General features: G+C 54.1%; 22 protein-coding genes. 10 read left to right on the top strand and 12 right to left on the bottom strand.

The window, feature by feature from the left end; genetic code table 11:
* Window position 1 precedes the first annotated feature (1 nt).
* Complete coding sequence (locus tag V7028_RS00435; protein ID WP_334118134.1) at window positions 2-2,299, bottom strand: LPS-assembly protein LptD; 2,298 nt, start codon at window positions 2,297-2,299, stop codon at window positions 2-4.
* Between the two features lie 98 nt (window positions 2,300-2,397).
* Between V7028_RS00435 and V7028_RS00430 the strand changes: the two genes are divergently transcribed.
* The 6 genes from V7028_RS00430 to V7028_RS00405 are packed head-to-tail and all read left to right on the top strand — an operon-like array spanning window position 2,398 to window position 8,345.
* Complete coding sequence (locus V7028_RS00430; RefSeq protein WP_334118133.1) at window positions 2,398-3,429, top strand: aminoglycoside phosphotransferase family protein; 1,032 nt, start codon at window positions 2,398-2,400, stop codon at window positions 3,427-3,429.
* Complete coding sequence (gene murU / locus V7028_RS00425) at window positions 3,430-4,131, top strand: N-acetylmuramate alpha-1-phosphate uridylyltransferase MurU (protein WP_334118132.1); 702 nt, start codon at window positions 3,430-3,432, stop codon at window positions 4,129-4,131.
* Window positions 4,128-5,516, top strand: coding sequence for an aminopeptidase P N-terminal domain-containing protein (locus V7028_RS00420; RefSeq protein WP_334118131.1), 1,389 nt, complete (start codon window positions 4,128-4,130; stop codon window positions 5,514-5,516). The genes murU and V7028_RS00420 overlap by 4 nt, the downstream gene beginning before the upstream one ends.
* A 7-nt stretch (window positions 5,517-5,523) precedes the next feature.
* Window positions 5,524-6,714: an FAD-dependent monooxygenase gene (locus tag V7028_RS00415; RefSeq protein WP_334118130.1), complete on the top strand. Its 1,191-nt coding sequence runs from the start codon at window positions 5,524-5,526 to the stop codon at window positions 6,712-6,714.
* A gap of 18 nt (window positions 6,715-6,732) precedes the next feature.
* Window positions 6,733-7,344 carry an NUDIX hydrolase gene (locus tag V7028_RS00410; protein WP_334118129.1) on the top strand — a complete coding sequence of 204 codons (612 nt, stop codon included), beginning with the start codon at window positions 6,733-6,735 and terminating at the stop codon, window positions 7,342-7,344.
* A gap of 5 nt (window positions 7,345-7,349) precedes the next feature.
* On the top strand, window positions 7,350-8,345 hold the full coding sequence (locus V7028_RS00405; RefSeq protein WP_334118128.1) for a hypothetical protein: 996 nt from the start codon (window positions 7,350-7,352) through the stop codon (window positions 8,343-8,345).
* A 10-nt stretch (window positions 8,346-8,355) separates the two neighbouring features.
* Here the strand turns inward: V7028_RS00405 and rsgA are convergent, their stop codons facing one another.
* From rsgA to V7028_RS00390, 3 genes are read right to left on the bottom strand one after another with little or no spacing between them, the layout of a single operon-like run.
* Window positions 8,356-9,348 (bottom strand): ribosome small subunit-dependent GTPase A, encoded by a 993-nt coding sequence (rsgA, locus tag V7028_RS00400; RefSeq protein WP_334118127.1) that lies wholly within the window; start codon window positions 9,346-9,348, stop codon window positions 8,356-8,358.
* A complete protein-coding gene (locus V7028_RS00395) occupies window positions 9,341-9,721 on the bottom strand; it encodes a 4a-hydroxytetrahydrobiopterin dehydratase (protein WP_334118126.1) in 381 nt (126 codons plus the stop codon). Before V7028_RS00395 ends, rsgA begins: the two co-directional genes overlap by 8 nt.
* Window positions 9,718-10,974 (bottom strand): M48 family metallopeptidase, encoded by a 1,257-nt coding sequence (locus V7028_RS00390; RefSeq protein WP_334118125.1) that lies wholly within the window; start codon window positions 10,972-10,974, stop codon window positions 9,718-9,720. The genes V7028_RS00395 and V7028_RS00390 overlap by 4 nt, the downstream gene beginning before the upstream one ends.
* 91 nt (window positions 10,975-11,065) lie before the next feature.
* Between V7028_RS00390 and orn the strand changes: the two genes are divergently transcribed.
* On the top strand, window positions 11,066-11,698 hold the full coding sequence (gene orn / locus V7028_RS00385; protein WP_334118124.1) for an oligoribonuclease: 633 nt from the start codon (window positions 11,066-11,068) through the stop codon (window positions 11,696-11,698).
* A gap of 6 nt (window positions 11,699-11,704) precedes the next feature.
* Here orn and V7028_RS00380 read toward each other — a convergent pair whose 3' ends face one another.
* The 4 genes from V7028_RS00380 to V7028_RS00365 form a co-directional block, all read right to left on the bottom strand.
* Entirely contained in the window at window positions 11,705-13,480 is a 1,776-nt protein-coding gene (locus tag V7028_RS00380) for an ArnT family glycosyltransferase (protein ID WP_334118123.1), read from the bottom strand.
* 76 nt (window positions 13,481-13,556) lie between these two features.
* The gene (locus tag V7028_RS00375) at window positions 13,557-13,808 is read right to left on the bottom strand and encodes a type B 50S ribosomal protein L31 (protein ID WP_334118122.1); all 252 of its coding nucleotides are present in this window, start codon (window positions 13,806-13,808) and stop codon (window positions 13,557-13,559) included.
* Window positions 13,809-14,127: 319 nt separating this feature from the next.
* Entirely contained in the window at window positions 14,128-15,774 is a 1,647-nt protein-coding gene (groL, locus tag V7028_RS00370) for a chaperonin GroEL (protein WP_334118121.1), read from the bottom strand.
* A 55-nt stretch (window positions 15,775-15,829) separates the two neighbouring features.
* Window positions 15,830-16,120, bottom strand: coding sequence for a co-chaperone GroES (locus V7028_RS00365; protein WP_171100326.1), 291 nt, complete (start codon window positions 16,118-16,120; stop codon window positions 15,830-15,832).
* A gap of 204 nt (window positions 16,121-16,324) precedes the next feature.
* Here V7028_RS00365 and V7028_RS00360 point away from each other — a divergent pair, with 204 nt between their 5' ends.
* The gene (locus V7028_RS00360) at window positions 16,325-17,182 is read left to right on the top strand and encodes a peroxiredoxin family protein (RefSeq protein WP_334118120.1); all 858 of its coding nucleotides are present in this window, start codon (window positions 16,325-16,327) and stop codon (window positions 17,180-17,182) included.
* A 15-nt stretch (window positions 17,183-17,197) separates the two neighbouring features.
* On the opposite strand, the gene V7028_RS00355 is transcribed toward V7028_RS00360, so the two are convergent.
* A complete protein-coding gene (locus V7028_RS00355) occupies window positions 17,198-18,220 on the bottom strand; it encodes a TRAP transporter substrate-binding protein (protein ID WP_334118119.1) in 1,023 nt (340 codons plus the stop codon).
* 113 nt (window positions 18,221-18,333) lie between these two features.
* Between V7028_RS00355 and V7028_RS00350 the strand changes: the two genes are divergently transcribed.
* Together V7028_RS00350 and V7028_RS00345 are read left to right on the top strand one after the other, a co-directional pair.
* Window positions 18,334-20,325, top strand: a complete 1,992-nt coding sequence (locus V7028_RS00350) for a two-component system sensor histidine kinase NtrB (RefSeq protein WP_334118118.1) — start codon at window positions 18,334-18,336, stop codon at window positions 20,323-20,325.
* Window positions 20,312-20,980: a response regulator transcription factor gene (locus V7028_RS00345; RefSeq protein WP_334118117.1), complete on the top strand. Its 669-nt coding sequence runs from the start codon at window positions 20,312-20,314 to the stop codon at window positions 20,978-20,980. Before V7028_RS00350 ends, V7028_RS00345 begins: the two co-directional genes overlap by 14 nt.
* Here V7028_RS00345 and V7028_RS00340 read toward each other — a convergent pair.
* The 3 genes from V7028_RS00340 to V7028_RS00330 form a co-directional block, all read right to left on the bottom strand.
* The gene (locus V7028_RS00340) at window positions 20,959-21,516 is read right to left on the bottom strand and encodes a hypothetical protein (protein WP_334118116.1); all 558 of its coding nucleotides are present in this window, start codon (window positions 21,514-21,516) and stop codon (window positions 20,959-20,961) included. The two genes, V7028_RS00345 and V7028_RS00340, sit on opposite strands and share 22 nt — an antisense overlap.
* Complete coding sequence (locus V7028_RS00335; RefSeq protein ID WP_334118115.1) at window positions 21,513-22,904, bottom strand: chloride channel protein; 1,392 nt, start codon at window positions 22,902-22,904, stop codon at window positions 21,513-21,515. Before V7028_RS00335 ends, V7028_RS00340 begins: the two co-directional genes overlap by 4 nt.
* A 133-nt stretch (window positions 22,905-23,037) precedes the next feature.
* Window positions 23,038-24,876 (bottom strand): DEAD/DEAH box helicase, encoded by a 1,839-nt coding sequence (locus tag V7028_RS00330; RefSeq protein WP_334118114.1) that lies wholly within the window; start codon window positions 24,874-24,876, stop codon window positions 23,038-23,040.
* Window positions 24,877-24,938 lie beyond the last annotated feature (62 nt).

Below are 24,938 nucleotides of genomic sequence, written 5' to 3'. Positions count from 1 at the left end.
CTTATCGGGTGGCTTGAGAGGAGGAGAAAGGCGTGTACCCGGGCACCTTTCTCGACAACAGGTCGGCCGGGTTGGAACCCAGTCGACCCAATCCAGTGAGTTCAAGTTGAACAAACAGCGAACTTGTTTCCAGTTGCGGCGCAGTGGCAAAGCGTTGTGCAATAACCCGCACTGCCCAGCAACCCTCGCTGTACTCCAGGCCGGCCACGCCTTCAATCAGGCGGTTGTCCAGCATGGAATAGTTTAGACGACCCACGCCGCTCCAGCGATCAGAGATTGGCCATTGCCCGGAAATGTCGAACTGATCAATTTGCGCACGCGTGTAGCGGTAGCCTAAATTCAGCTGTTTGCCCAAAGACGGCGCATAACTAACCGTAACATTGCCGCGTTCGTGGCGTCCACTTTCGGCATTCAGCTGCGAAGTGGCGTCCAGGAATACTGACTGGCTGATTCGTCCCCGCGCATTGGCGAAAAAGTCGGAGTCGCTGGTGGTCGGCGCTTCAAAGCCCTGCAGTATCACCCGGGGCGTGCTCAGGTTCAGGCGTTGACCACCTGTGACGCTGAACAGTTCTTCGCTGGTCAAATCATCATAAAACCGGCTGGTGACAGCCAGTGTTAACTGGTTGGCATCGCCTACACGATCCAGCCCGGAATAGCGGTTTTCCGCGAAAATTCGGCTCAGGCTTTGATCGGTCACTGAGGTGTCGAAAATTGGCTGGTCCGATTGATCCTTGAACGGCGTGTACAGGTAAAAAATGCGGGGTTCAAGTGTTTGGTTGACGTTGCGGCCAAAGAATCTGGTTTTTCGGTCAAAGTACACCGTGCTGTCGAGCGACACCGTGGGTATTACACTGCCCGGGGTGGCTGGCAGACCGGTTGTTTGGCTTTTCAAGTCGTAATTGGTGGTTTGAAGCGAAAAGGCTGGCGTAAACGAAAACTCGGATCGCTGAATGGGCATGAAAACCCGGGCACGCGTAACCCCCCTTGACCCTTCAACCCGCGCGGGTGCTGAAGATGGGCGGGCAAAGTCGGTGTACTGGCCTGAAACAGACACAAAAGCGTTGGCGTTGCCGATCCGCGTGGGGCTTAGCTCGACCGTTGCCTCAGGCAGGCGGTCGTAAGGTTCGGCAATCACGTCGTTGAAAAGCTGCAGGGTTTGGTGGGCCACGGTGCGCACATTGGCGCTCCAGTTTTTCTGGCGGTAAGAAAGGAAACCTTCCTGCACCAACACGCGCTGGGAGGCCACAGCCTGTGTGCGCGAGAAATCAACAAAATAATTGTCGTCTGAAACCTGATTGAAGTTCACGCCCGCATAAAAGGGGCCTTTTTCGAACTTGTGCAGAAGCGACAGCGCTGAACGGTCGGTGCCTGTTTTCTCGTCGTTGGGCAGGTAGTCGTACTTCAGTTCGCCGACATTGCCGGGCGTCAAGTAACGCGTTTGAGTGCCCAGCTGGAAGCCCCGCCCAGAAATGATTTTCGGGTACAGCGTCATGTCCTTGTCAGGGGCAACATTCAGGTAATACGGTACTGTAACTTCAAGCCCGCTGTTGGACACGGTGCCAAACGAGGGCGGTAAAAAACCGCTTTTTCGCCGGTCTGTTGTGGGAAACGAGAAATAGGGTGCGCCCAATATGGGCACATTCTGAAACACCACTTTGGCGCCACGGGCACGGCCTACCTCAGACGCTTGATCTATTTCAAGTGAATCGGCGGTGATGTACCAGTCGCCTTGGTCAGCAGCGCCGGGGTTGGGCACTTCGCACACCGTGTAGTTCGGGTTTTCAAGCGTCAGTGTTGAAATGCCGTCGTACTGCATTTTGTCGGCGCGGCCCTTGCCATTGATGTCTTTCAACTCAAAGGTGGGTTGGGTCATCTGGCTTTCGCCTGTGCCCAGTTTTACCGAACCTTCGGGTGCCCGAAGGATCATGCCTTCCTGTTCAATGACCACGTTGCCCTTGGCCGTGGCGCGGTCGGTGATCGGCGAATAATTGATTGAATCGCTGAACAGGCGCAACTTGTTGCGGCGCACTTCAACACTGCCTTCCAGAAAAGTTTCTTCGGCGCTGTTGCCGTACAGCTTGTCGGCGGAAATGTAGGTGGCTTCGTCTTCCGCAATGGGTGTACCGCCACCGAGCAAACTACCATCTATTTTCAAACGTGTAGAGCCCTCAGCATATTGGGGCTGATTCTCGGCATTTTGTGCAAAAGCGGTACTGCCGATGCAAAACAGGGCAAGGGCAAGTATTCGTTGGCGTGCAGGCACTTGGTGCAGTAGCGGTGAAATTTTGCTTTTCTTCAAGCTGGGTATGTACTCAAATAGATGACGGTTCAGTCAAGCGCCACAGGATCCTACTATTATAGGCATCTAACTACACATTAAAGAGATTGGACTGTTTGATGAGCGCCTTGCGTCAAGAAATGTTGAAAAAATGGCTGGCTGCCCTGTCAGGTTTTGAGTTTGATCTGGAAACCCTGGAATCTGCGTCAAGTGATGCAAGTTTCCGGCGTTACTTCCGGGTTGGCGAGGCGAATAACGCGCGAACCCTGATTGTGATGGACGCTCCGCCCGATAAAGAAGATATCCGCCCCTTTGTTCATGTGGCCGAGCTGCTGCGAAGCGGTGGTTCCAATGCGCCTGCGGTGTTGGCCCAGAGCCCGGAAGATGGTTTTTTGCTGCTTCAGGACTTCGGCAACACCACCATGTTGCAAGGATTGAATGCCCAGGCAGGGCAGCAAGACGCATTTTACATGCAAGCTATTCGTGATTTGGTGCACTTGCAGGCCAACACGCAAACCACCGGCTTGCCTGCGTATGGTGCCGACAAGTTGCTGCAGGAAATGAACCTGTTTGATGACTGGTATGTGGGCAAGCATTACGGTGCTGAACTGACCGATCAGGAACGCACCTGGCTTGACAGCATCAAAGGCATGCTGATTCAAAGCGCGCTGGCCGAACCGCAGGTTTTCGTGCACCGCGATTACCACAGCCGCAATTTGATGTTGACCAACGAACCGGGTGCCGCACCGCAATTTGGCATTCTTGATTTTCAGGACGCCGTGAAAGGCCCGTTGAGCTACGACCTGGTCAGCATTCTGCGCGATGCCTACATTGAGTGGCCCGAAGCCCAAACCGTGGACTGGACTGTTCGTTACTGGGAAGCAGCCCGCAAAGCTGGTTTGCCCATATGCGAAGACCCAGGCGAGTTTTACCGGCAGTTCGACTTCATGGGGCTGCAACGTCACTTGAAAATTCTGGGCATTTTTGCCCGCCTGAATTACAGGGATGGCAAAGCCCAGTATTTGAATGATCTGCCCGTGGTGTTGCGTTATGTGCGCCTGGTGGCCGCGCGCTACATTGCCTTCAAGCCGCTTTTGCTGTTGCTTGATCGCCTGGAAAACAAAGCGGTGAAAGTGGGGTACACCTTTTAAATGAAGGCCATGATTCTGGCGGCTGGGCGCGGTGAGCGCATGCGCCCCTTGACCGACCACTGCCCCAAACCATTGCTGCCTGCCGGTGGCAAGCCCTTGCTTCAGTGGCACATCGAGGCATTGGCTGCTGTGGGTATTGCTGACATTGCGATCAACCACGCGCATTTGGGTCAGCAAATTGAAAGCCATTTCGGTGATGGTTCAGCACTGGGTGTGCGGCTAAACTATTCACCCGAGGCCATCGCGCTTGAAACTGCGGGTGGCATTCGAAAGGCTTTGCATTTGCTGGGTGACGAACCGTTTTTGGTGATCAATGGCGATGTGGCCTGCGAATGGCCAGTTGCAAAAGCGCAGCAAATTGCGGGCGAATGGACGCAAGGGCAGTTGGCCCACCTGGTGATGGTACCCAACCCGGCCCACAACCTGAAAGGCGATTTTTCCTTGCAAGGCGGTTTGGTGAAGCAACCGGGCCAGGGCGAGGCCGCATACACATTTTCAGGCATCGGGGTGTATCACCCAGAGTTGTTCAAAAGTGTAAAAGTTGGGGATGTTGCGAAACTGACACCCCTGTTGCGCCAAGCCATGGCAGCAGGCAAAGTACAAGGTGAGTTGTTTGACGGGTTCTGGATGGACATTGGCACCCCGAAACGGTTGAACGAACTCAACGAACGTTTGAATTCAGCAAGGAAGCAGTCATTATGAGCAGGTATCCCACCCACAACCCCCTGATTTACGCCAAGCGCCGCGAACATCTGGCACGCCGTTTGAAAAAAATGGGCGGCGGTGTGGCGCTAGTGCAGTCGGGCATGGAGGTGATGCGCAACCGCGATGCTGATTATGCGTTTCGTTCCGACAGCTACTTTTACTATCTCACCGGCTTTCCAGAGCCCGAGGCCTGTTTGGCCCTGGTGGTGCCACCCACAGGCGATTCCCGGGCCGTGCTGTTTTGCCGCGACAAAAACGAAGAACGTGAGGTTTGGGAAGGCTTTCGTTTTGGTCCCAAGGCTGCGCAATCGGCCTTTGGCATGCACCAGGCTCACAGCATTGAAGACCTTGAAGAACACTTGATCGAGACACTGGCCAATCAGCCTGCGGTGTTTTTGCGCTTGGGTGAAGACGACAGCCTTGAAGCCGCCGTGGCCGATGTGCTGAAAACCTTGCGTGGCAAAGCCCGCATGGGTATTTCGGCACCGCACGCAGTGCTTGATTTAAGCCATTCACTCGATGAAATGCGCTTGATCAAAGATAAAACCGAAATCGACATCATGCGCCGTGCCGCCAATATTTCTGCGCATGCGCACATCGCCGCCATGCAGGTGTGCCAGCCTGGAAAGTTTGAATTTGAAGTGGAGGCGGAATTGCTTTACCAGTTCCGTAAAAACGGATCAGAGGCACCCGCTTACGGTTCCATCGTGGCTTCCGGTGCCAACGCCTGTGTGCTGCATTACCGTTCCAACGACGCCAAGATGCGTGATGGCGATTTGTTGCTGATCGATGCGGGTTGCGAGATGGACTGTTATGCATCCGACATTACCCGCACCTTCCCCGTGAACGGGCAGTTCAGCAAAGCCCAGCAAGCCGTGTACGAGGTGGTGTTGAATGCGCAATACGCGGCCATCGCCGCCACCAAACCCGGTGTTCGTTTTAATGATCCGCATGATGCGGCCGTGAAAGTATTGGCCCAAGGATTGATCGATTTGAAACTGCTGAAAACGGGCTTGAACGAGGCCCTTGAAAGTGGCGCTTACAAACGCTTTTACATGCACCGCACCAGCCACTGGCTGGGCATGGATGTACACGACTGTGGCAGCTACCGCGACCCTTCAGCCAAGCCCGAAGACGGCGTGGCCCCGCACACCAGCCGCAAACTGGAGGCAGGCATGGTGTTGACCATTGAACCCGGCCTGTACATTCGCCCAGGCAAGGGCGTGCCCAAGCAGTTCGAGAACATTGGCATTCGCATTGAAGACGATGCCTTGGTCACCCAGAAGGGCTGCGACATTTACACCGCCGATGCACCGAAAACCGTGAATGACATTCACGCCACCATGAAAGCCCACAAAAAAACAAGCAGCAAGGCAGCCTGAACGAACGATGACTTCGCACACCGATTTTGATGTTGCCATTGTTGGTGCTGGCCCGGTGGGTTTGGCCTTCGCTGGGTGGTTGGCCAACACCTGGGGTGAACGCGCCGATCGAATTGCGATATTTGATGCAAAGCCCCTGGAGGCTTCTGCGCAGGACCCCCGTATTCTTGCGCTGTCCGATGCCACTCGCTTGCGCTTGTCCAGCCTGGGTTTTCCAGCAGATGCCACACCCATTCACCACATTCATGTGTCGGAACAGTCGCGTTTCGGGCAAGTTCGCATGAAAGCCGATGAACTGGGCCTGCGGGCGTTGGGCTGGACCGTGCGCTATGGCGAGCTGGTCAATTGTTTGTCCGCATCGCTGGAACGAAGAGGCGTAAAAATTTTTCGCCCGGCGAATGTGAAGTACGCGCACCGCAGTGCTGTGGATTCACTGGAAGTGCTTGAGCTTGAGGACGGCACCGAATACACCGTGAACCTGCGCGTTGACGCAGAAGGTGGTTTGTACGGCGAGGCTGGCGAACGCGACCAGGTGGTGGATTACGACCAATGGGCACTGGTCAGCGAGGTGCTGTTGAACGTTGAGCCGGGCCTGCTTGATGAAAAAAATACTCTGGCATTTGAGCGGTTTACATCAGATGGGCCGCTCGCCCTGTTGCCCATTTCGGTTGATCAGCACAAGTACTCGCTGGTGTGGTGTGCGCCTTTGGCACAGGTTCAAAAGCGACTTGCTTGCAGCGATGCCGAATTTGCCGCTGAACTGCGTCAACAGTTCGGCCGACGCGTTTCAGTTCAGAACATTGGTCCCCGAAAAAGTTTTCCGCTGGGTATGAACTGGCGCGACAAACTGGTGCAGGGCAGGCGTGTGGCCATTGGCAATGCAGCACAAATTTTGCACCCTGTTGCAGGTCAGGGTTTGAACCTTGGCTTGCGTGATGCGGCGCAACTTTGCCGCAGCATTGACCCCGCGACTGTTGCACAGGAACATCGCTTGAGCGCGGCGCTTGATGAATTTGAGAAGTCCAGGGTGGCGGATCGGCAGGTGGTGGTTAAAATGACAGACTGGATGGTGAAAGGTTTTTCCAATCACAATCCCTTGCTGGGTGCGGGCCGACAAATGGCCCTGAACGTGATGGAATTCACGCCGCCCCTACGCAGGCAGTTTGCTGAATTGATGCTGTTCGGCCTGGCTGTTTAATCTGGAGCGCTTTAACCCATGTGGTCTGCAGAATTGTTGCGAGCCCGCTTTGCCATGGCCGATTTGCTTTGGCAGCCGGAGCCGCTCGAAGAACGTTTTTTCAAAGACCGTGACCCTGCCGATGCAGCGGTGCTGGTGCCTTTGGTTCAGCGGGAAGACGATCTTTATGTGTTGTTAACCCTGCGCACCGCCCACCTGAATGATCACGCCGGGCAAATCAGCTTTCCCGGTGGGCGTTGCGAACCCGAAGACGGGCACCCGATTGAAACTGCACTGCGTGAAACCGTGGAAGAAACGGGGTTGACACGTGACTTCGTTGAAGTGCTTGGCACCATGCCTGTGTATCAAACCGCAACCAATTTTCTGGTGACCCCGGTGGTTGCGCTGGTGCGAACTGGCTTTTCCTTGAAGCCAGATGCCTTTGAAGTCGAAGAGATATTTGAAGTGCCGCTTTCATTCTTGATGAATGTCGAGAATCACCAGCGGCGCAGCCTGCACACGCCCATCGGCGAGCGTACTTTCTATGCCATGCCGTATGAATCGCCTGTAACTGGAAAAAACTATTTTATTTGGGGAGCCACCGCAGCCATGCTTCGCAATCTGTATCACTTTTTGAACGCGAAGGCCTAGAACACGTGTCCTATCTGGCCCTGCTGATTGCTGCGGTGTGTGAAACCTTCCTGCCTGACGGGATGTTCACACGCGCGCGCAAATGGGTTGACCGTTTTAACCAAGAGCTGGAAATCAACCTGGAAGCCCTGGGCGCCCCGCGTTATGCCCATTTGCAGTGGTGGGTTCCGCTGCTGATCTGGTTGTTGGGCATGTATTTTCTGTACCAGGTGTTGTGGGTTATATCGCCTTCGGCGGCAGGTTTTCTCAGCGTATTCCTGTTGTTGTATGGTTTGCGTTTTCGCCACTTTGCCGTGGTGTTCACCAATGCCCAGCTGTTTTTGAATCAAGGCGATTTTTTCCGCGCGCGCGAATTGTTGCTGGTGTGGATGAAAGAATACGATGGCACGGAACCTGTCATTCACCGCCCGGGCGAACTGGTATTCCATGCCATTTACCACGGAACAGAGCGGGCCTTGCGCCAATACTTCAGTCTGTTTTTCTGGTTTTTGCTGGTGCCAGGGCCCATGGGGCTGGTGGTTTATCTGATGGCCCACTGGAGTGTGATTCGCGAGCGCGATGTGTGGCATGCCCAGGCTTTCGCACACGAGCGACCTTCCATGCAGGAGGCCTGGGAAAGCAACAGGTTGAAAGCGGTGTTTAGCCCACGTTTCGTGCTGTTTGCCATGGAATGGCTTCCTGCACGTTTGCTGGCCTTGACTGTGGGCCTTGTTTCGCAACTTGACGATGCTGCCTTGGCTTGGCGTGCGGCAAAGGCCCAGAGCCGTTTTTCGAACCGAGCACCGCTGACCGCTGTAATTTTCACGGCGGTCGGCCTGGTGGGCGGGGCTGCATTTGACCCTTCTTCCAAAGCCGCTACGGAAGGGCAATTGTTGAGCGAAGAAACCCAGGTGCAGGCTTTACAACAATTTCGCCAATTGGTGTTCAAGTGCGCGGTGGTGTGGTTGGTGGTGGCCTTGGTGTTTGCGTTGTTGGGTTGGTTACCTGGCAGTGCGCTGTAATGGTTCTTCCTTAATAAGTTTGGCTTGCCTCTTGCAGCTCGGCTTTCAACATTTGGTACAGGTCGTAACGGGCGGGGCTTAAGGTACCGTCTTCAAGCCCGTTCTTTACTGCACAATCAGGTTCCCGTTTGTGCTGGCAATTGGCGAATCGGCATTTGTTGCCTTCATCGCGAATGTCAGTGAACGCATTCAGCAAATCCGTCTCAGAAAGATGGTGCAAACCAAAAGCCTGAAAACCCGGTGAATCAATCAATTCCAGGCCCTGTTCACCAAAGTGCATCTGGGTGTGTGTGGTGGTGTGTTTGCCAGCATTCAGCGCCATTGAAATTTCATTTGTGGCGGCCAGTGCGTCGGGTATCAATAAGTTGATCAGGGTTGATTTCCCCATGCCCGACTGCCCCAGAATCAGCGTGCGTTTTCCTTCCAGCAATGGGCGCAACAGGCGTTCCGTTTCATCTGGCTGCTCGGTCACACTGATGTAGTGCGTAGGGATTTCATCCAGTGTGATTTCAAACAATTCTTGCTCAACGGCATTCAGGGTTTCCGCATCGCCTTGCAGAATATCGACCTTGTTGAACAGAATGGTGAGGGGAACTTCTGCGTGTTTGCAGGCAGTCAGCGTGCGGCCCAACAGCTCGGGTGAATAGGGGGGGCTGATGGCCAGCATCAGCAACACGCCATTCAGGTTCGCGGCAAACATTTTGCTTTTCAGGGCGTCTGAACGATACACCAGGTTTTTGCGAGGCTGAATGTCCTCTACCCAAGCTTGCATGTCGCCACTGGGCAAAATGATGATTTCATCGCCCACAGCCACTTCCCGCCGTTTGCCCTTGCCGTATACCTGCCAAATGGTGCCGCCTTCATCGCGGGCCAAAAAGTGGCGTCCGTAACTGGCCACCACCAAGGCTTGCAGCAAACCTGGGTTGCCCGAATTTTTGCCATGATTGCCGGTTTGTTTGCCCTTGTAAGTGGGGCGCACTTTGTTAAGTGATGAATTAGCCAATGTGTTTCAGCGCATCATCAAGTTTGGCGGCACAGGCCCAATCGTTGTCAGTAATGCCGTTGGCACTGTGCGTGCTCCACTTCACCTTGACCCGGTTGTAGCCGAAGGTTACTTCCGGGTGGTGGTTTTCATCGTCGGCCAAATGCGTAATTGCATGTACTGCCAGCTTCACGCCTTCAAAATTGGCGAATGAATATTGCCGCCACAGCACCCGGCCTTGTTCGCCTTTGGCATCAAATTCAACTGACCACTCTTCAAACTCATTCAGTTGCAGTTCAATGTCCTCAGGCGACCAGGCATGACCCTCACCCATGTGCTGGCAGTGAAGATGCAACCAGTCTGAAACGGGGCGGATAGGGTGCGGTTGGGTCATTGTGCGCCTTGCAAGGTGTTCAGCCGGCTGATGCGAATGGACGCCGGTGGGTGGCTGTCGTAAAACGCTGAGTGCAGTGGGTCGGGGGTCAGCGTGGATGCATTGTCTTGGTAAAGCTTCACCAACGCACTGATCAGGTGCTGGGGCGCGCTTTGTTGTGCCGCATAGGCATCGGCCTCAAATTCATGTTTGCGGCTTAACCACGACATCACCGGGCGAACCGGGAAGGTGAAGTAGGGCAGCACCATCATGAACAGCACCAGGGCCATGGCCTGCGCACCATTGGTCAAATCCGGGTTGACGCCCAGTTCGGTGTAAAACCAGGGTGTGTTGGCCAAAAGCCCCAACACAAAAAACATGAGCAAGCTGCCAATGCCGGAAAATGCCAAATGTTTCACGATGTGTTTTTTCTTGAAGTGGCCTAATTCATGGGCCAGCACCGCTTCAATTTGATCGTCGTTCAGGCGGGAAAGCAGGGTGTCAAAAAACACAATGCGCTTGGCCTTGCCCATGCCGCTGAAGTAGGCATTGCCGTGGCTGGAGCGTTTGCTGCCATCCATCACAAACAGGCCGTTTGAATCGAACCCGCAACGCTGTAGCAGGTTTAAAATACGCTGGCGTGTTGCACCGTCCTCAAGCGGTGTGAACTTGTTGAAAATGGGTGCAATCACCGTGGGGAACAGCCACATCAACAGCAGGCTAAAACCAAACCACAAGGCCCAAGCGTATACCCACCACTGTTGGCCCGCTTCACGCATCAGGTAAAGTACGGCAAACACCAGTGGGCCGCCAATCAGTGCACCCACCAAGAGACCTTTAAACCAGTCGCCGAAAAACAGGCCTTTGCCCATGCGGTTAAAACCAAAGTGTTCTTCCAGCACAAACTGCTTGTAATAGGTCAGGGGAAGGTCAAGTACGCTGCCAATCAAACCTACCACTGCAATCAACAACAAGCCGGCCAATATGCCCTCGGCTGCGGTGCTGGTGTGGCTTTGGATCCATTCCAGGCCGCCAAGCAGAGTGAAGCCTATCAGAATGGTGGCCTCGATCAGCACATTGACCATGCCCAGGCGGGTTTTGGCGATTGAATAGTCGGCTGCCTTCTGGTGGTCTTGCAGGCCGATCTGTTCACTGAATTCCGCAGGCACCTGCGCGCGGTTCACGGCAATGTGCCGTACCTGGCGGCTCGCCAAATACAGACGTAGGGCCACACTTAAAACAACTGCCAGAACAAATACTTCAGTAAAAACCATTTCCTGCCACCACCCTGAATTAATTTGAGTCGACCTGCCTGTGAGACAATACATCTTCCGACAGATTCAACCTTCAGCACACTTCCAAATTATGTCACAAGCCACGCCAAGTTCCACCCCTGATGAAAACAAGATTCCCCGCGACGACAATCGCCTGGTGTGGGTCGACATGGAAATGACAGGGCTGGACCCCTTCAATGACAAGGTCATTGAGGTGGCGGTGGTGGTTACCGACAGCGAATTGAACGTGCTGGAAGAGGGGCCCGTGCTGGCCATTCACCAAAGCGATGAAATTCTGGCTGGCATGGATGGCTGGAATACCAGCACCCATGGCAAGTCGGGCCTAACGGCACGCGTAAAAGAATCAACAATTGATGAAGCCCAGGCCGAAGATCTGCTGGTTGAGTTCTTGGCCAAGTACATTGGTCCAAATAAAAGCCCCATGTGCGGCAACAGTATTTGCCAGGACCGCCGCTTCATGGCCAAGTACATGCCCAAGCTTGAAGCGTATTTTCACTACCGTAACCTGGATGTGAGCACGCTGAAAGAACTGTGCAAGCGCTGGAACCCCACCACAGCCCGCAAATTTGTGAAAAAGACCAAGCACACTGCCTTGGCCGATATTCATGAATCAATTGATGAGCTGCGTTTTTACCGCGAGCATTTCATTGTGGCGCCGGAAGCCAAGGCAAGCCCGACCACCCCAGCGCCAACGCAAGCTTAACAACAACTACTGCCGCGCGCTGCGGGCGTACAAAAAGAAAAACTCGTGGCGATCCGAATTGCGATTGCCCGTCCAGATCAAGTCCCAACGTTCGGATGCCCTGGATTCAAAGCCGACCTTGATTTTCAAGCTTTGGCGCGTGTTGTCCTGCAGCAGCAGGAATTCGCATTCCGGTGCTTCTTTAAACTGGGCTTTGCGAACGAAACCAACTTTGGCGTGGTACTGCAGCGTGGCCCGTTGTGCATAGCCCAGGTTGAAGTCAGCCACACACTCATTGCCGTCTGATATTTCATGTGACCTCACGGCTTGCGTGATCGATTCACCCAATGACTTGAAGCTTTTGGCGTAGTCGATCCGGGGAATCCACAGCGTCATCATCAGCAGCCACAAAAGAATAACGCCGCCACTTGAAAGCACCATGGGTCGCCACAGGGCACGGCTGCCTGACGCGGTTCGCCAAATGATCAACCGCACCCAGGCAAAGCTGGCCAGCAACGCCAAAGCCAGTTCCAGGCCAATCACATCGGGTATGTAGCCGGGCGACAGTTTCTCAAAGTTGGCGGCAATTTTTGCCGGGAAACCAAATGTGGCGGCGGTCCAGCCTAACCACACCAACACAGCGGCAAAGGTGAACCACAACACGGCAAACCAGTCGATCAGGCTGATCAGTCCGCGCTTCATGGTGGACAGCCCGATGGCTGCCAGTACAGACAAGGGGGCCAGCAAGGGGAAGTAATTGGCCTCATCGGCCGGGTTGGTGATCAGCAAAACCACCACGCCGGCCACTGCACCCGCCAGCGGAATGCGAATGGACGGTTCGCTCAAGGCCTTGCGGTAACGCCATACGGTCCAGCATGTCATGGGCAAAACGGGCCACAGGAACCATGACAATGTTTTCAGGGTGACCACCAAAGCGGGCAGGTCAAATGACTTGGTCGGGTCCAGAATCAGAAAACGGCGCACATTCCATTCATTCCATGCGTTCCACCACAATTCGCCATTTTTTTGGCTCATCAACCAGAAAAACCAGACGGCAAACGGAATGGCAAACACCATGGTGGCACGGGCCATTCGGCGCAGCAGGCCAAACCGCAGGGAACTGTGGGTGGTTGAGCTAAGTAGCAGCAACAGCAGAAAGGGCAGCCAGTGCGCCCAGCCGCGGGCAAAAAACGCAATGGTGATTCCCGCGCCAAGCATCCACCCGGCACCGATTGGGCGGTCCAGCGAACGCACGGCGCCCAGCAGCATGATGGAAATACCCGCCAGTTCCGCAATTTCTGGAACCTGCATGTGGGAACGCACCAGCAACCCCAGCGTGCCCAAAAAACAAAGCACGGAGGCATCGGCCACTGCGCGCGCGTAATCTACCCGTGTGGGTGCAGTGCCAAGGGGGTCTTCGGGTTGAAGTTCAACCCGTTTGGCCAGGCGGTAGGTGGTGTTCCAGATTGCCCAACCTGCAAGAATCATCCAGAACACATTGCCCAGGCGCATGGCGTCGTCGAGCCAGTTGTGCGGTAGATCGATAGCCAGTGCAATTTTGCCCAGCAGACCGGCCAACCAGGCCGACAACAAACCGCCCTCTACGTACAGGCGGTCGCCAATAGATGACAATGCCCATTCTGAAAAAGGCAATTGAGACAGGGTGAAACTTTGCCCGAAACCGGCAGCATCGTCGGGTTTCCAGGGTGTGCGCGCAAACAGGCCCGGCAAGATGTAGAGCAAAATCAAGCCCCACAGAAGCCTGCGCGACAAGCGGGTATTGTTGGCTGCGGTGATGACCATATTCTTATTGTGTCCGGAAAAACAAAAGGCAGCCAGTTTTACTGAGCTGCCTTTGCATGATCACTGACGCAAGAAATTACTTCTTGAAGCGATCGAACCTGCGGCGGAATTTCTCAACCCGACCTGCGGTATCCACGATGGTGTTTTGCGCACCAGTGTAGAAGGGGTGTGATTCGGAACTGACGTCCAGCTTGATCATTGGATACTCTTTGCCTTCAAACTCGCCGTTTTCGCGGCTAGGTGCAGTAGAGCGACAAATGAATTTGAAGCCGTTGGACATGTCCACGAACAACACTTTGCGGTAATTTGGGTGAATGCCTTCTTTCATGAGATTCTCCGTTGCAGCCAACCCGGCGGTTGATTGGGTCAAATAGCCAATCGCCAAAGCCAAGTCACTTGCTGGTTAATTAGGTAACCAGCGATTATAGATTTACCCGTTGGATTGGTCAAGGAAAAGTCTCGGGTTCGTATTTGCAAAATCGGAAATTCGTTTTATTTGAATACAGACATTTAAAAATGTCGTAAACCACCAGCCACCTACACAAATCTTAACCACGTGTACAAGCAACAATGCATAAAAAACCGCTGGCCCGGTTCGTACCAAGCCAGCGGTTCTGTCTTCAAGCAGTAGCCTGGATGAGAGGCAATTACATGCCCATGCCGCCCATACCACCCATGCCGCCCATACCACCCATGTCGGGTGTTGAAGGCTTGTCTTCAGCTGCATCGGCCACCATGCAATCGGTGGTCAGCATCAGCGAAGCAATGGAGGCTGCATTTTGCAAAGCAGTGCGGGTTACCTTGGTGGGATCCAGAACACCCATGTCCACCATGTCGCCGTACTCGCCAGTGGCTGCGTTGTAGCCGTAGTTGCCTTCGCCTGCCATCACGTTGTTGGCCACAACAGATGATTCCTCACCTGCGTTGGTCACGATCATGCGCAGAGGCTCTTCCATGGCGCGCAGAACAATCTTGATGCCTGCGTCCTGGTCTGGGTTTGCACCCTTCAAGCCTTCAATCTTGGCGCGGGCACGCAGCAGGGCCACGCCGCCGCCTGGCACAATGCCTTCTTCCACTGCTGCGCGCGTGGCGTGCAGTGCGTCTTCAACGCGTGCTTTCTTTTCTTTCATTTCAACTTCAGTGGCAGCACCTACCTTGATCACGGCAACACCGCCAGCCAGCTTGGCCACGCGCTCTTGCAGTTTTTCACGGTCGTAGTCGGAAGAAGACTCTTCGATCTGGCCGCGAATCTGCTTTACTCGTGCTTCAATGTTTGCGCCTTCGCCTGCACCATCGATGATGATGGTGTTTTCTTTGCCCACTTCAATGCGCTTGGCCTGACCCAATTGTTCCAGGGTTACAGTTTCCAGGCTCATGCCAGTTTCTTCAGCGATTACAACGCCGCCTGTCAAAATGGCGATGTCTTCCAGCATGGCTTTGCGGCGATCGCCAAAGCCTGGTGCCTTCACTGCGCAAGTTTTCAAAATACCGCGAATGTTGTTTACGACCAAGGTGGCCAAGGCTTCGCCTTCGACGTCTTCAGCAACAATCAACAGCGGGCGGCCAGATTTGGCCACCTGTTCCAGTGTGGGCAACAGGTCGCGAATGTTGCTGATTTTCTTGTCGTGCAACAACACGAAGGGGTTGTCCAGGGCAACAACCTGCTTTTCCTGGTTGTTGATGAAGTAGGGGCTCAAATAACCACGGTCAAACTGCATGCCTTCTACAACATCCAGTTCGTTGTCCAGGCTCTTGCCGTCTTCAACGGTGATTACGCCTTCCTTGCCTACTTTTTCCATTGCTTCAGCAATGATATTGCCGATGGATTCGTCGCTGTTGGCGGAAATTGAGCCAACCTGCGCAATTGCCTTGGTGGTTGCGCATGGCTTGGACAATGTGCGCAATTCCACGATTGCCGCTGTAACTGCCTTGTCGATGCCGCGCTTCAGGTCCATGGGGTTCATGCCGGCGGTTACAAACTTCATGCCTTCTTTCACAATGGCTTGTGCCAGAACCGTGGCGGTGGTTGTACCGTCACCAGCATTGTCTGATGTGCGTGAAGCAACTTCCTTCACCATTTGTGCACCCATGTTTTCGAACTTGTCTTTCAGTTCGATTTCCTTGGCCACAGAAACACCGTCTTTGGTGATGGTGGGTGAGCCGAACGAGCGCTCAAGCACCACGTTGCGGCCACGTGGGCCCAAGGTTACTTTCACTGCATTGGCGAGAATGTTTACACCACGCACCATGCGGCTGCGTGCGTCGTCTCCGAAAAATACTTCTTTAGCTGCCATGATTAATCTTCCTCTTGAATTCGGTGTAATTGGGCTTCGTGCTTAATGTTCGCAATTAAGCTTCAATGACGCCCATGATGTCTTCTTCACGCATAACCAGCACTTCCTTGCCATCAACCTTGATGGCCTGGCCTGCATACTTGCCAAACAACACGCGCTGGCCGACTTTTACATCCATGGCGATCAGCTTGCCGCTGTCATCGCGCTTGCCTGGGCCAACTGCAATCACTTCACCTTGATCGGGCTTCTCGGCGGCGGCTTCTGGAATCACGATGCCAGAGGCTGTTGTGCGCTCGCTGTCGAGACGCTTCACGATCACGCGATCATGCAACGGACGAATGTTCATGGATACCACTCCTAAAATTGTCTTTGAAAAGAATTACCTGGTGAAACGGATGGGTGCGTTTTTAGCACTCACCGCTGTCGAGTGCTAATAATAGGGGTGAGATGACGGTATTTCAAGGGGCTGACCAAAAAAAACTTGCTTGCAAGCAGGCAGTCAGCCAGTTTTGTTTACACTAGGGGTCAATTCAACAATGCCCCATCCCGAATGAACAAAGCAAAGTCCATCTTTATTGTCCTTTTCCTGATCCTGATCAATTTAAGCCTGTTGCATGTTGCTACCTTGAGTTGGCATAGCCCCTTGGGCGCAGGATGGATAGGTGTGTTTGTATTGGCCCTGCCGAATTTTTACCTGTTTGTGTGGATGTTCATGGGGCGCCGGGCGCGAACATCGCGAAACCTACACTTGCTGATGGCCACCAACATGATGGGTATTGCCCTGGTGCTGACTGACCCCGCCATGGACGCTGATCCCTGGCCACTGGTCATTGGCAACCTGATTTTCTTTGGCAGCATGGCCTATGTGTTCTGGTATTCCCACCTTGGTGAACGTGACAGAACCCTGTTGAATGAGGGAGAAAAACTGCCCGTGTTCGAGCTTAAAACGCTGGATGGTGAGGTGTTTTCAAGCGAGCAGTTCAAGGGCTCGGCCTGGTTGTTGATGTTTTACCGTGGCAACTGGTGCCCACTGTGCATGACCCAGATTCGTGAAGTGGCAGGCCGTTATATTGATTTGGATCGTCTCGGCGTGAAAGTGGCCTTGATCAGCCCACAGCCGGAAGTTAAAACACAGGAATTGGCCAAGCGGTTCAAGGTGCCCATGACGTTTTTTGTGGATGACAACTTCAAAGCCTGCAAAAAGCTGAACATCGTGGGTGAAAACGGTGTGCCGTTTGGTCTGAAGTGGTTCGGGCATGGCGAAGACACGGTGTTGCCCACCGTGTTGCTTGTCAACCAGCACGGTCGAATCGTGTATTCGGATCAAACATCGAACTACCGGGTTCGTCCCGAACCGGACCAGTTTCTGGAAGTGGCCCGCCAAAAATTGCGTGGTGCCGAAGGCTGATTCAATGTCGCCGAATCAGCGCTGAGTGTCGTCGGAGGCCGCCTGATCTGATGCGGCCTTCCGAATGCTGTTGATCAGGTCTTTGTTGATGCGGCTTTCCATTTTGCGATGTACCGGCTCCAGCGCTTTGCGCCAGGCCGCCAGTTCAGCGTTGTTCAAAGTCACTACCTTTGTTGTTTCTGATTTCTTGACCTTGAGCAATGCTTGTGAATTCAGCTTTTCAGCTTCATCGTTATTTTTGTGGGTGGCATCCAGAATGCAGCGCTCCAGGGTGGCACGAATATCTGCTGGCAAGCTGTTCCAGAACTTGCGATTCACAATGACCGCGTAGCCCAGGTAACCGTGGTTGGTCACCGCCACGTATTTCTGGACCTCATGCATTTTTTTGGAATACAGGTTGGATGGCGGGTTTTCTGTGCCGTCCACCAAGCCGGTTTCCAGCGCGGTGTGAACGTCGGAAAATGCCAGAGGAATGGGTGTGGCGCCCAGTGCTTCCATTTGTGCTTCAAGGACCCGCGACGGTTGAATGCGCATTCGTTTTCCCTTGAGGTCTTCCGGCAGTCGAATTGGCGTGTTCGCGCTCATCACCTTGAATCCATTGTCCCAGTAGGCCAATCCAAGAATGCCCCGGTCTTCAAGTTGGGCGAGCAGTTGACGGCCAATTTCACCCTGAGTGACCGTTTTGAGCACCTGCTTGTTCGGGAAGATGTAGGGCAGATCAAATACCTCAAAGTCTCGCATGCCCAACTGCCCGAACTTGGCCAATGAAGGGGCCAGCATCTGAACTGCACCCAGCTGGAGCGCTTCCAGTTCTTCGCGGTCTTTGTAAAGGGACGAGTTTGGATAGACCTGTACTTTCACGCGCCCGCGTGTCCGTGCTTCGGCAAGGCGTTTGAATTCCAGTGCTGCAAGCCCTTTGGGCGTATTCTCATCAACTACATGGCTGAATTTGATGACAATCGGCGGGGCAGCATAAGACAGCGACTCGCCGAGAAGTGCGAAGCCAAACAAAACAGCGAGTACGGACAAAGATTTCATAGTGTGGGTGGTTTGTGTGCTTTTATTGAAAATTCCAGAGTAAGACCCTTGTCACCATTGTGGGTTTCCACATACTCTGAAATCTTTCAGTTTTTTCATGGCACTATCCAGCCATGCAGGAATTTGCCAACTATCAGCCCAATTTAAAGCAAATCAAGCGCCAGCAGGCTGTGCGCTTTGGCGTACCTGTGCTTGTGTTCTCGCTTTTGATGGCCTTGCTGGTGGCGGCAGTGTACTACGCCCAGCAGGATGAGCGAGATCAAAATCAGGCAAAATTGATTGCAGATGCCCTTTGGGCTCGTCAAAACATCCAGTTCCAGGTGGGCAGTTTGATCAATTCGCTTCAAGCCCTGACCAATGATTCCCTGATTTACCCGTCTCCCCGCATGGCAGCAAGCCTGAATCAACTGGGCCAAAGCTCGGGTGAACTGGTCGCTGTTTTTAAAGGGCAGGAATTGACCCCCTTGGTCAATATTGAAAACAACTTTGACGAATACGATCTTGAAGCCGTTCGCCAGTTGGTTTTCATTGCAGTGCGTCAGCGCTTCGATTCACGGCTGAATGGTTTGGTGGGGCCTTTCCTGTTTCAGGGGCGTCACTACGTGGCCAATGTCAGCGTGGCCCAGCGTGGTGAAGCAATGACCGCGGGCCTGATTGATCTTGATTTGATGCTTGAAAAAGGCTTGCCCTGGTGGTTTGTGCAAGACAACCAGGTTGAGTTGCTTGATGCAAGTGGTGCCACCCTGTCCCGGTTGGTCAAGGCCAGCCCGGGGGCCGGTGTTTACACCCACACCACCTCGCTGGAACTGGGTGGTCTGCAATTCCAGCTCAGCGTCAACAGCAGTCAGGAAGGGCCACGTCTGTTCAATTACGGCATCACCGGTGCCCTGGCGTTTTTGCTGCTGCTTTTGCTGCTCAGTTTCATGATGTTGTGGCATGATTCCCGACGCAGGCTTGAAATTGAGGCCCGTCTGGAGGAGGAAAAACTGTTTCGTCAGTCCATGCAGGATTCCATGGCTGTGGGGCTTCGCGTGTGGGACTTGCAGGGTTTTATCCGTTACGTGAACCCGGCTTTTTGCAATATGGTGGGCTACACGCCAGAAGAGTTGCTTGGCATTCCCCAACCGCTTCCCTATTGGCCCAGCAAAAGTGCAGAAGAATACAAACGCCTGGTGGCCGATGTCATTTCAGGCAATGCACCGCGTGAAGGTTTCGAAACAGTTTACCAACACAAAAATGGCAAGTTGATCGATGTGCTGATCGTGGAAGCGCCCCTGAAAGACGTGCGTGGCATGCACACCGGCTGGATGAGTTCGGTGATCGACATCACCGATCGAAAGCGTTCGGAATCCTTGATTGCCGAACAGCGTGAAAAACTGCAGTCGGCGTCCCGTTTTGCTTTGGTTGGTGAGGTGGCCTCCAATATTGCCCATGAGCTGAATCAGCCCTTGGCCACCATGGTGTCGTATGCTCAGGCTGGCATGAACCTGAGCCAGCGTGGCGGCAACGCAGATACCTACGCCCAGTTGTTTGAGAAGTTGCGGGATCAGGCACAACGTGCAGGGCGGGTGGTGGGGTCTGTTCAGAACCTGGTTCGCAAGCGCCGCCCCACCCGGGAAAACGTGCGTGTGGCCGATTTAATTGATTCAATCCGGTTTATGGTCAACTCAACCGCCATGCTGAATCAAGTCCGCTTGCATTTTAATATTGCCACCCCCGATTTCGTGCTCTACATCGACCGCATCATGGTTGAGCAGGCATTGGTAAATTTGGTGAAAAACGCATCCGAGGCATTTACTGCCTCGCAACGCATTCGAAATGTCTGGATCCGCACGCGTTTGCTGGACAATTCATTTGAATTCTCTGTTCGGGATGATGGGCCTGGCTTAAGCTTGAACAACACCGAAAAAATGTTCGAGGCGCTGGTGTCTACAAAACCCGATGGTCTGGGTTTGGGTTTAAGTTTGTGTCGTTCTGTGGCGGAATCCCATGGTGGGCGCTTGAAAGCCGAGGCGGTGCCCACTGGCGGCACCTGCTTTACAATGGACTTGCCGATGGCAGTCAAAGAATCCTTGGAAGGGGAACAGTCAGTTGGAAACAACTAAAAAAGTGCAGGTTTTGCTGCTGGACGACGACGACGATCTACGTGAGGGCATGAAATGGATGTTCGAAACCGTGGATTTGCCGATGCAAGGATTTGCGACATTTGAAGGTTTCAAGAACCGGCTGGATGAGTATGTGAACAGCGACGCCGGCTTGTGCCTGCTGCTGGATCTGCGAATGCCTGACATGTCGGGTCTGGAGGTGTTTGAATGGCTTAAGCGTTCGGGCTACAGCCTGGATCGTTTGCCGGTTATTTTCCTGACGGGCCATGGCGATATTTCAACGGCGGTAGAAGCGGTTAAAAACGGCGCCTTTGATTTCTATGAGAAGCCCACCACCGATCAGCGTCTGGTTGAGCGGGTCAAGCAGGCCCTGCAAAAGTCGGGCGAGTTTTTGGTGAATCTGGAAGTACTCAAACAATGGTCTGAGCGAATTGCCCGCTTGTCACCGCGCGAACGCGAGGTCATGTTTCTGGTGGCCAAAGGCAAGTTGAACAAGGTTATCGCATCTGAACTGGATATTTCCATGCGCACGGTGGAAGTGCACCGCGCCAATGTGTTCGACAAGCTGAAAGTTCGGTCTGCCGCCGAACTTGCGACGTTGCTGAGCCGTTTGAGTGACCGCTTGGGTTTTGATCAGTTGGCTGGGCTGGAATAAACCTCGATCACATTGGGCAGTGTAATGGCCGCCCCAAAAAGCGGGCTGGATGTGTCCGGGTGTAATTCCAGTACAAACGCTTTTCTGGCAAGCCGGTGGTCTCTCAAGTAATGTTCGATTGCTTCAAGCCGCTGGCTGGCCAAGGCCAGACCGAGTTCTTTGCTTGCTTCATGTCGGGTGCTTGATCGAATCAGAATGGGTCCGGTTTTGCCGGTTTTTGTCGATTGGTTGATTGCGTGCAGTTTGGCGAGGCAGTTCACGGGAATGTCACTTGAATCCGCGTCAAAATGAATCAATAGCTCAAGTCGCCTGTCGTTGCGCTTCAATGTCAGCCCTCGCGCCGTACTTTGGGGCACAGCCAATGCATTCATCACCCCATCGAACAAATCAAGCTTTGGTTTTTGGCCGCAGTGCAGGTTGGGGTCGTTCAGTTTTTTGACCACCCCATCAAGGGCTTGGGCCTGAACCGTTTCCGATAAAACAAGACAGCATGCAATCAGAAGCGTGCCACCAAACTGAGCGCACCACGGATTCATTTTTTCTCGTCCGCCGTGCCGGGTTCAAGTTCAACGGGTGGTGGGGGAGAGACCGGTTTTTCTGATGTTGGCTCCAGCTGGCTGAAGCTGACCTTGATCTGGTTGGCCAGCAGGTGGTAAATGGATGCTGGCAAAATGCGTTTGCTGACCTGCGTGGAAATGGCGGATACAAAAATAAGCGGCATCACCAAATCATGGTTGTCTACCATTTCCAGCACAATCACAAACGCGGTGATGGGGCAGTGTGTAACAGCAGACAGCACGCCCACCATGGCCAGCAACATCAAGGGTGCAGTTTCGCTGTTGGTCAGGTTTGCGAAAAAATGACCAAAACCTGCACCAATCGACAATGTGGGTGAAAAAACACCGCCCGGTATGCCGCTGGCAAACGACACCACGGTGGCTGCCATTTTGGTCAACCAAAACATGGGGGAAAGTTCTTCGCTGTCTTGAAGTGCTGCCTTGGTTTCCTCGTAGCCCGCCCCAAATACTTCAACACCAAACACCAGCGCCATGAGTGAAAGCACCACGCCGCAACATGCCGCAAAACGATAGGGAAAACGACTGCGCAAATTGCCCAGCAAGCTTTTGCTGGACACGAGAATCAACATGCTGCGCCCATACAGGCCACCAACAATGCCCGTGAGAATGGCCAGAGAAAAGATGACCAGCCATTCTTGCCCCCAATCAATGGTGGCGTTGGAATAGCCAAAATACGAGTAATTGCCCTGAAGGATCAATGCCACCAAACCGGCAAGAACAATAGCCATCAGCAAGGCTGAAGTGTGGCGCATGGTTTTGCGCCGCCCCAGCTCTTCAAAGGCAAACATCAGGCCGCCCAGTGGCGTGTTGAAAGCCGCAGCCACCCCTGCCGCACCGCCAGCGATGATCAGCGACCGGGTGTCAAATAGTTTCGCGATGCTGGGAAAACGGCCAGCATAGGCCATCAAGGCCGCACCAATTTGAACTGTGGGGCCTTCACGCCCAGCGGCTGCACCGGCTGCAATGACGAAGGGAGTGATCAGCAGTTTGCCCAGAAAGGCACGTGGCCCCAAAAGCTTTTCCATCAGCCGTGGCTTGGGGTGTTTGGTTACCTTGATGGCTTGCGGTATGCCGCTGCCGCCCGAGCCCCAGAAGATGGTGTTGACCAGCCATAGCGCAATTGGAAAAACCACGGGTGGCAACAGCAACGCCACCCATTGGTGTTCGGCAAATAATTCCTTGTTCCATTCGCCTGCGTAATCTGACATCCAGGCAAAACCGACGGCCAGAAGGCCGACCAGCAGCGAAAACGCGTAGATCACGGACACAATCATGCCCCGGTCTGCCATGAAACGGGAAAGTCGAGCGCTTTGCGCCAGCCACTTGCTCTTTGAATTAGGCCGCACTGTGGAAATGTTCCTGATTGGTTTGGTTTGCTCTTCGGATGTTTCCAAATTGTCGCATAAAAACAAAAAACCCTCAGTCGCTAAACCGAGGGTTTTTGTTGGGGATTACCCCCTTGACTGCTTTTTTTAGTGATTAGTCAGCACGGCGGCGACTGAAGCCACCACGATCACCCATGTTGCGCGCGGCCTGTTCCTTGCGGGCACCCGATGCGTGTTCACGCTTGGGGCCAGTTGGGGCAGCAGTGCCTTCTGCGCGGAATGCCGGGCGTGCGCGTTCTTCCGAACGCGGGAAGCTTGGGCGCTCTGCATCGCGGTTCCACTTTTTAGGTGCGTCGGAGTTGCCAGCAAAGCCAGCAGGCTTGCGATCGCCGAAGGGTTTGCGGTCGCCAAATGATGGCTTGTCACCAAACGATTTGCGCTCGCCGAAGGGCTTGCGGTCACCAAACGATGGCTTGTCACCGAAGGGCTTGCGGTCACCAAAAGGCTTGCGATCGCCAAAGCTGCGCTCTTCGCCCTGAACAAAAGGTTTGCGGTCACCGAAGCTGCGCTCTTCGCGTGCTTCGTAAGGCTTGCGCTCACCGAACGACTTGCGTTCACCGAAAGCTGGCTTGTCGCCGAACGACTTGCGTTCACCGAAAGCTGGCTTGTCGCCGAACGACTTGCGTTCACCGAAAGCTGGCTTGTCGCCGTATGATTTACGCTCGCCGCCACCAAAGCTGCGGCCTTCCGAGCGGCCACCGCCGTTGCCAGCATAACCACCACCGGAACGACCACGGCCACCACTTGGCTTGCCGCCGCCACGGGGAGCTTGTGTGAAGTTGCCGCGTGGCTCCAGGCCTTCAACCTGTTCTTCTGGAATGCGTGAATTGATGAAACGCTCGATGCCGCGAACGCTGATGATGTCGCAGGCCTCGGCCAAGGTAACAGCCACGCCACTTCGGCCAGCACGGCCGGTACGGCCAATGCGGTGCACGTAGTCTTCCGACTTCATGGGCATGCCGTAGTTGATCACGTGTGAAATGGCAGGCACGTCCAGGCCACGGGCAGCAACATCGGTTGCAACCAGCACCTTGATATCGCCTTTGCGAACGCTGGCCAAACGGCGGTTACGCACCACCTGTGGCATGCCACCGTGCAGGGCGCAGGCGCGAACGCCTTCGTCTGCCAAATCACGGGCCAGGTTTTCAGCGTCAATTTGTGTACTTGTAAACACAACCGCTTGAACCATGTCCGGGTGCTCCAGCCAGTGGTTCAGCAGCTTGCGCTTGTGGCCACGGTTGTCAGCCCACATCAATTTCTGGGAAATGTCTGTGTTGGCTTCGTTTTGCGCTGCCATTTCGATGCGCTTGGGGTTGTTCATGATGTTTTCAGCCAAACCGATAATGCGCTTGGCAAAGGTGGCAGAGAACATCAGTGTTTGAATGCGGTTGCCGCACAGCTGGTCGATGGCTTCCAGGTCTTCAGAGAAGCCCAGGTCAAGCATGCGGTCTGCTTCGTCAACGATCAGGGTGGTTACCGTGCTCAGATCCAATTTGCCTTGCTGGGCCAAATCGAGCAAGCGGCCAGGTGTACCCACAACGAGGCGTGCACCGCGCAGGCTGGCCATTTGCTTGCCGTAAGGCATGCCGCCAACTACAGTGGCCACACGAACACCCTTGGTGAATTTCACCAGGTTGATTGCGTCTTGGCTTACCTGTTGGGCCAGTTCACGGGTGGGGCACAGCACCAGGCATTCCGGGCCAGCCAGCATTTCCATGGGGCTTTGTTCGCCGGTCATCATGCGGTGCATGACGGGCAGCAGGAAGCCAAAAGTTTTGCCGCTACCTGTCTGGCTGGAAACCATAAGGTCGCCACCGTCTTTGCCCAGGGGCACGACTTCTTGTTGTACGAGTGTAGGGGCAGTGATGTTCAAAGCATTCAGGGCTTGCAGCAAAGGCGCAGCAAGACCCATGTCATCAAATGACATAGACATGATAAAAGTTCCAATTCGATGTGGACTTAAAAATTCATCGACGAACAGAAATGAGACGACGC

It is taken from the genome of Limnobacter sp. (genome assembly GCF_036846585.1).
GTDB lineage: Bacteria > Pseudomonadota > Gammaproteobacteria > Burkholderiales > Burkholderiaceae_B > Limnobacter.
Note: the sequence above shows the minus strand (reverse complement) of the source record. Positions and strands in the feature narration are given on the sequence as shown.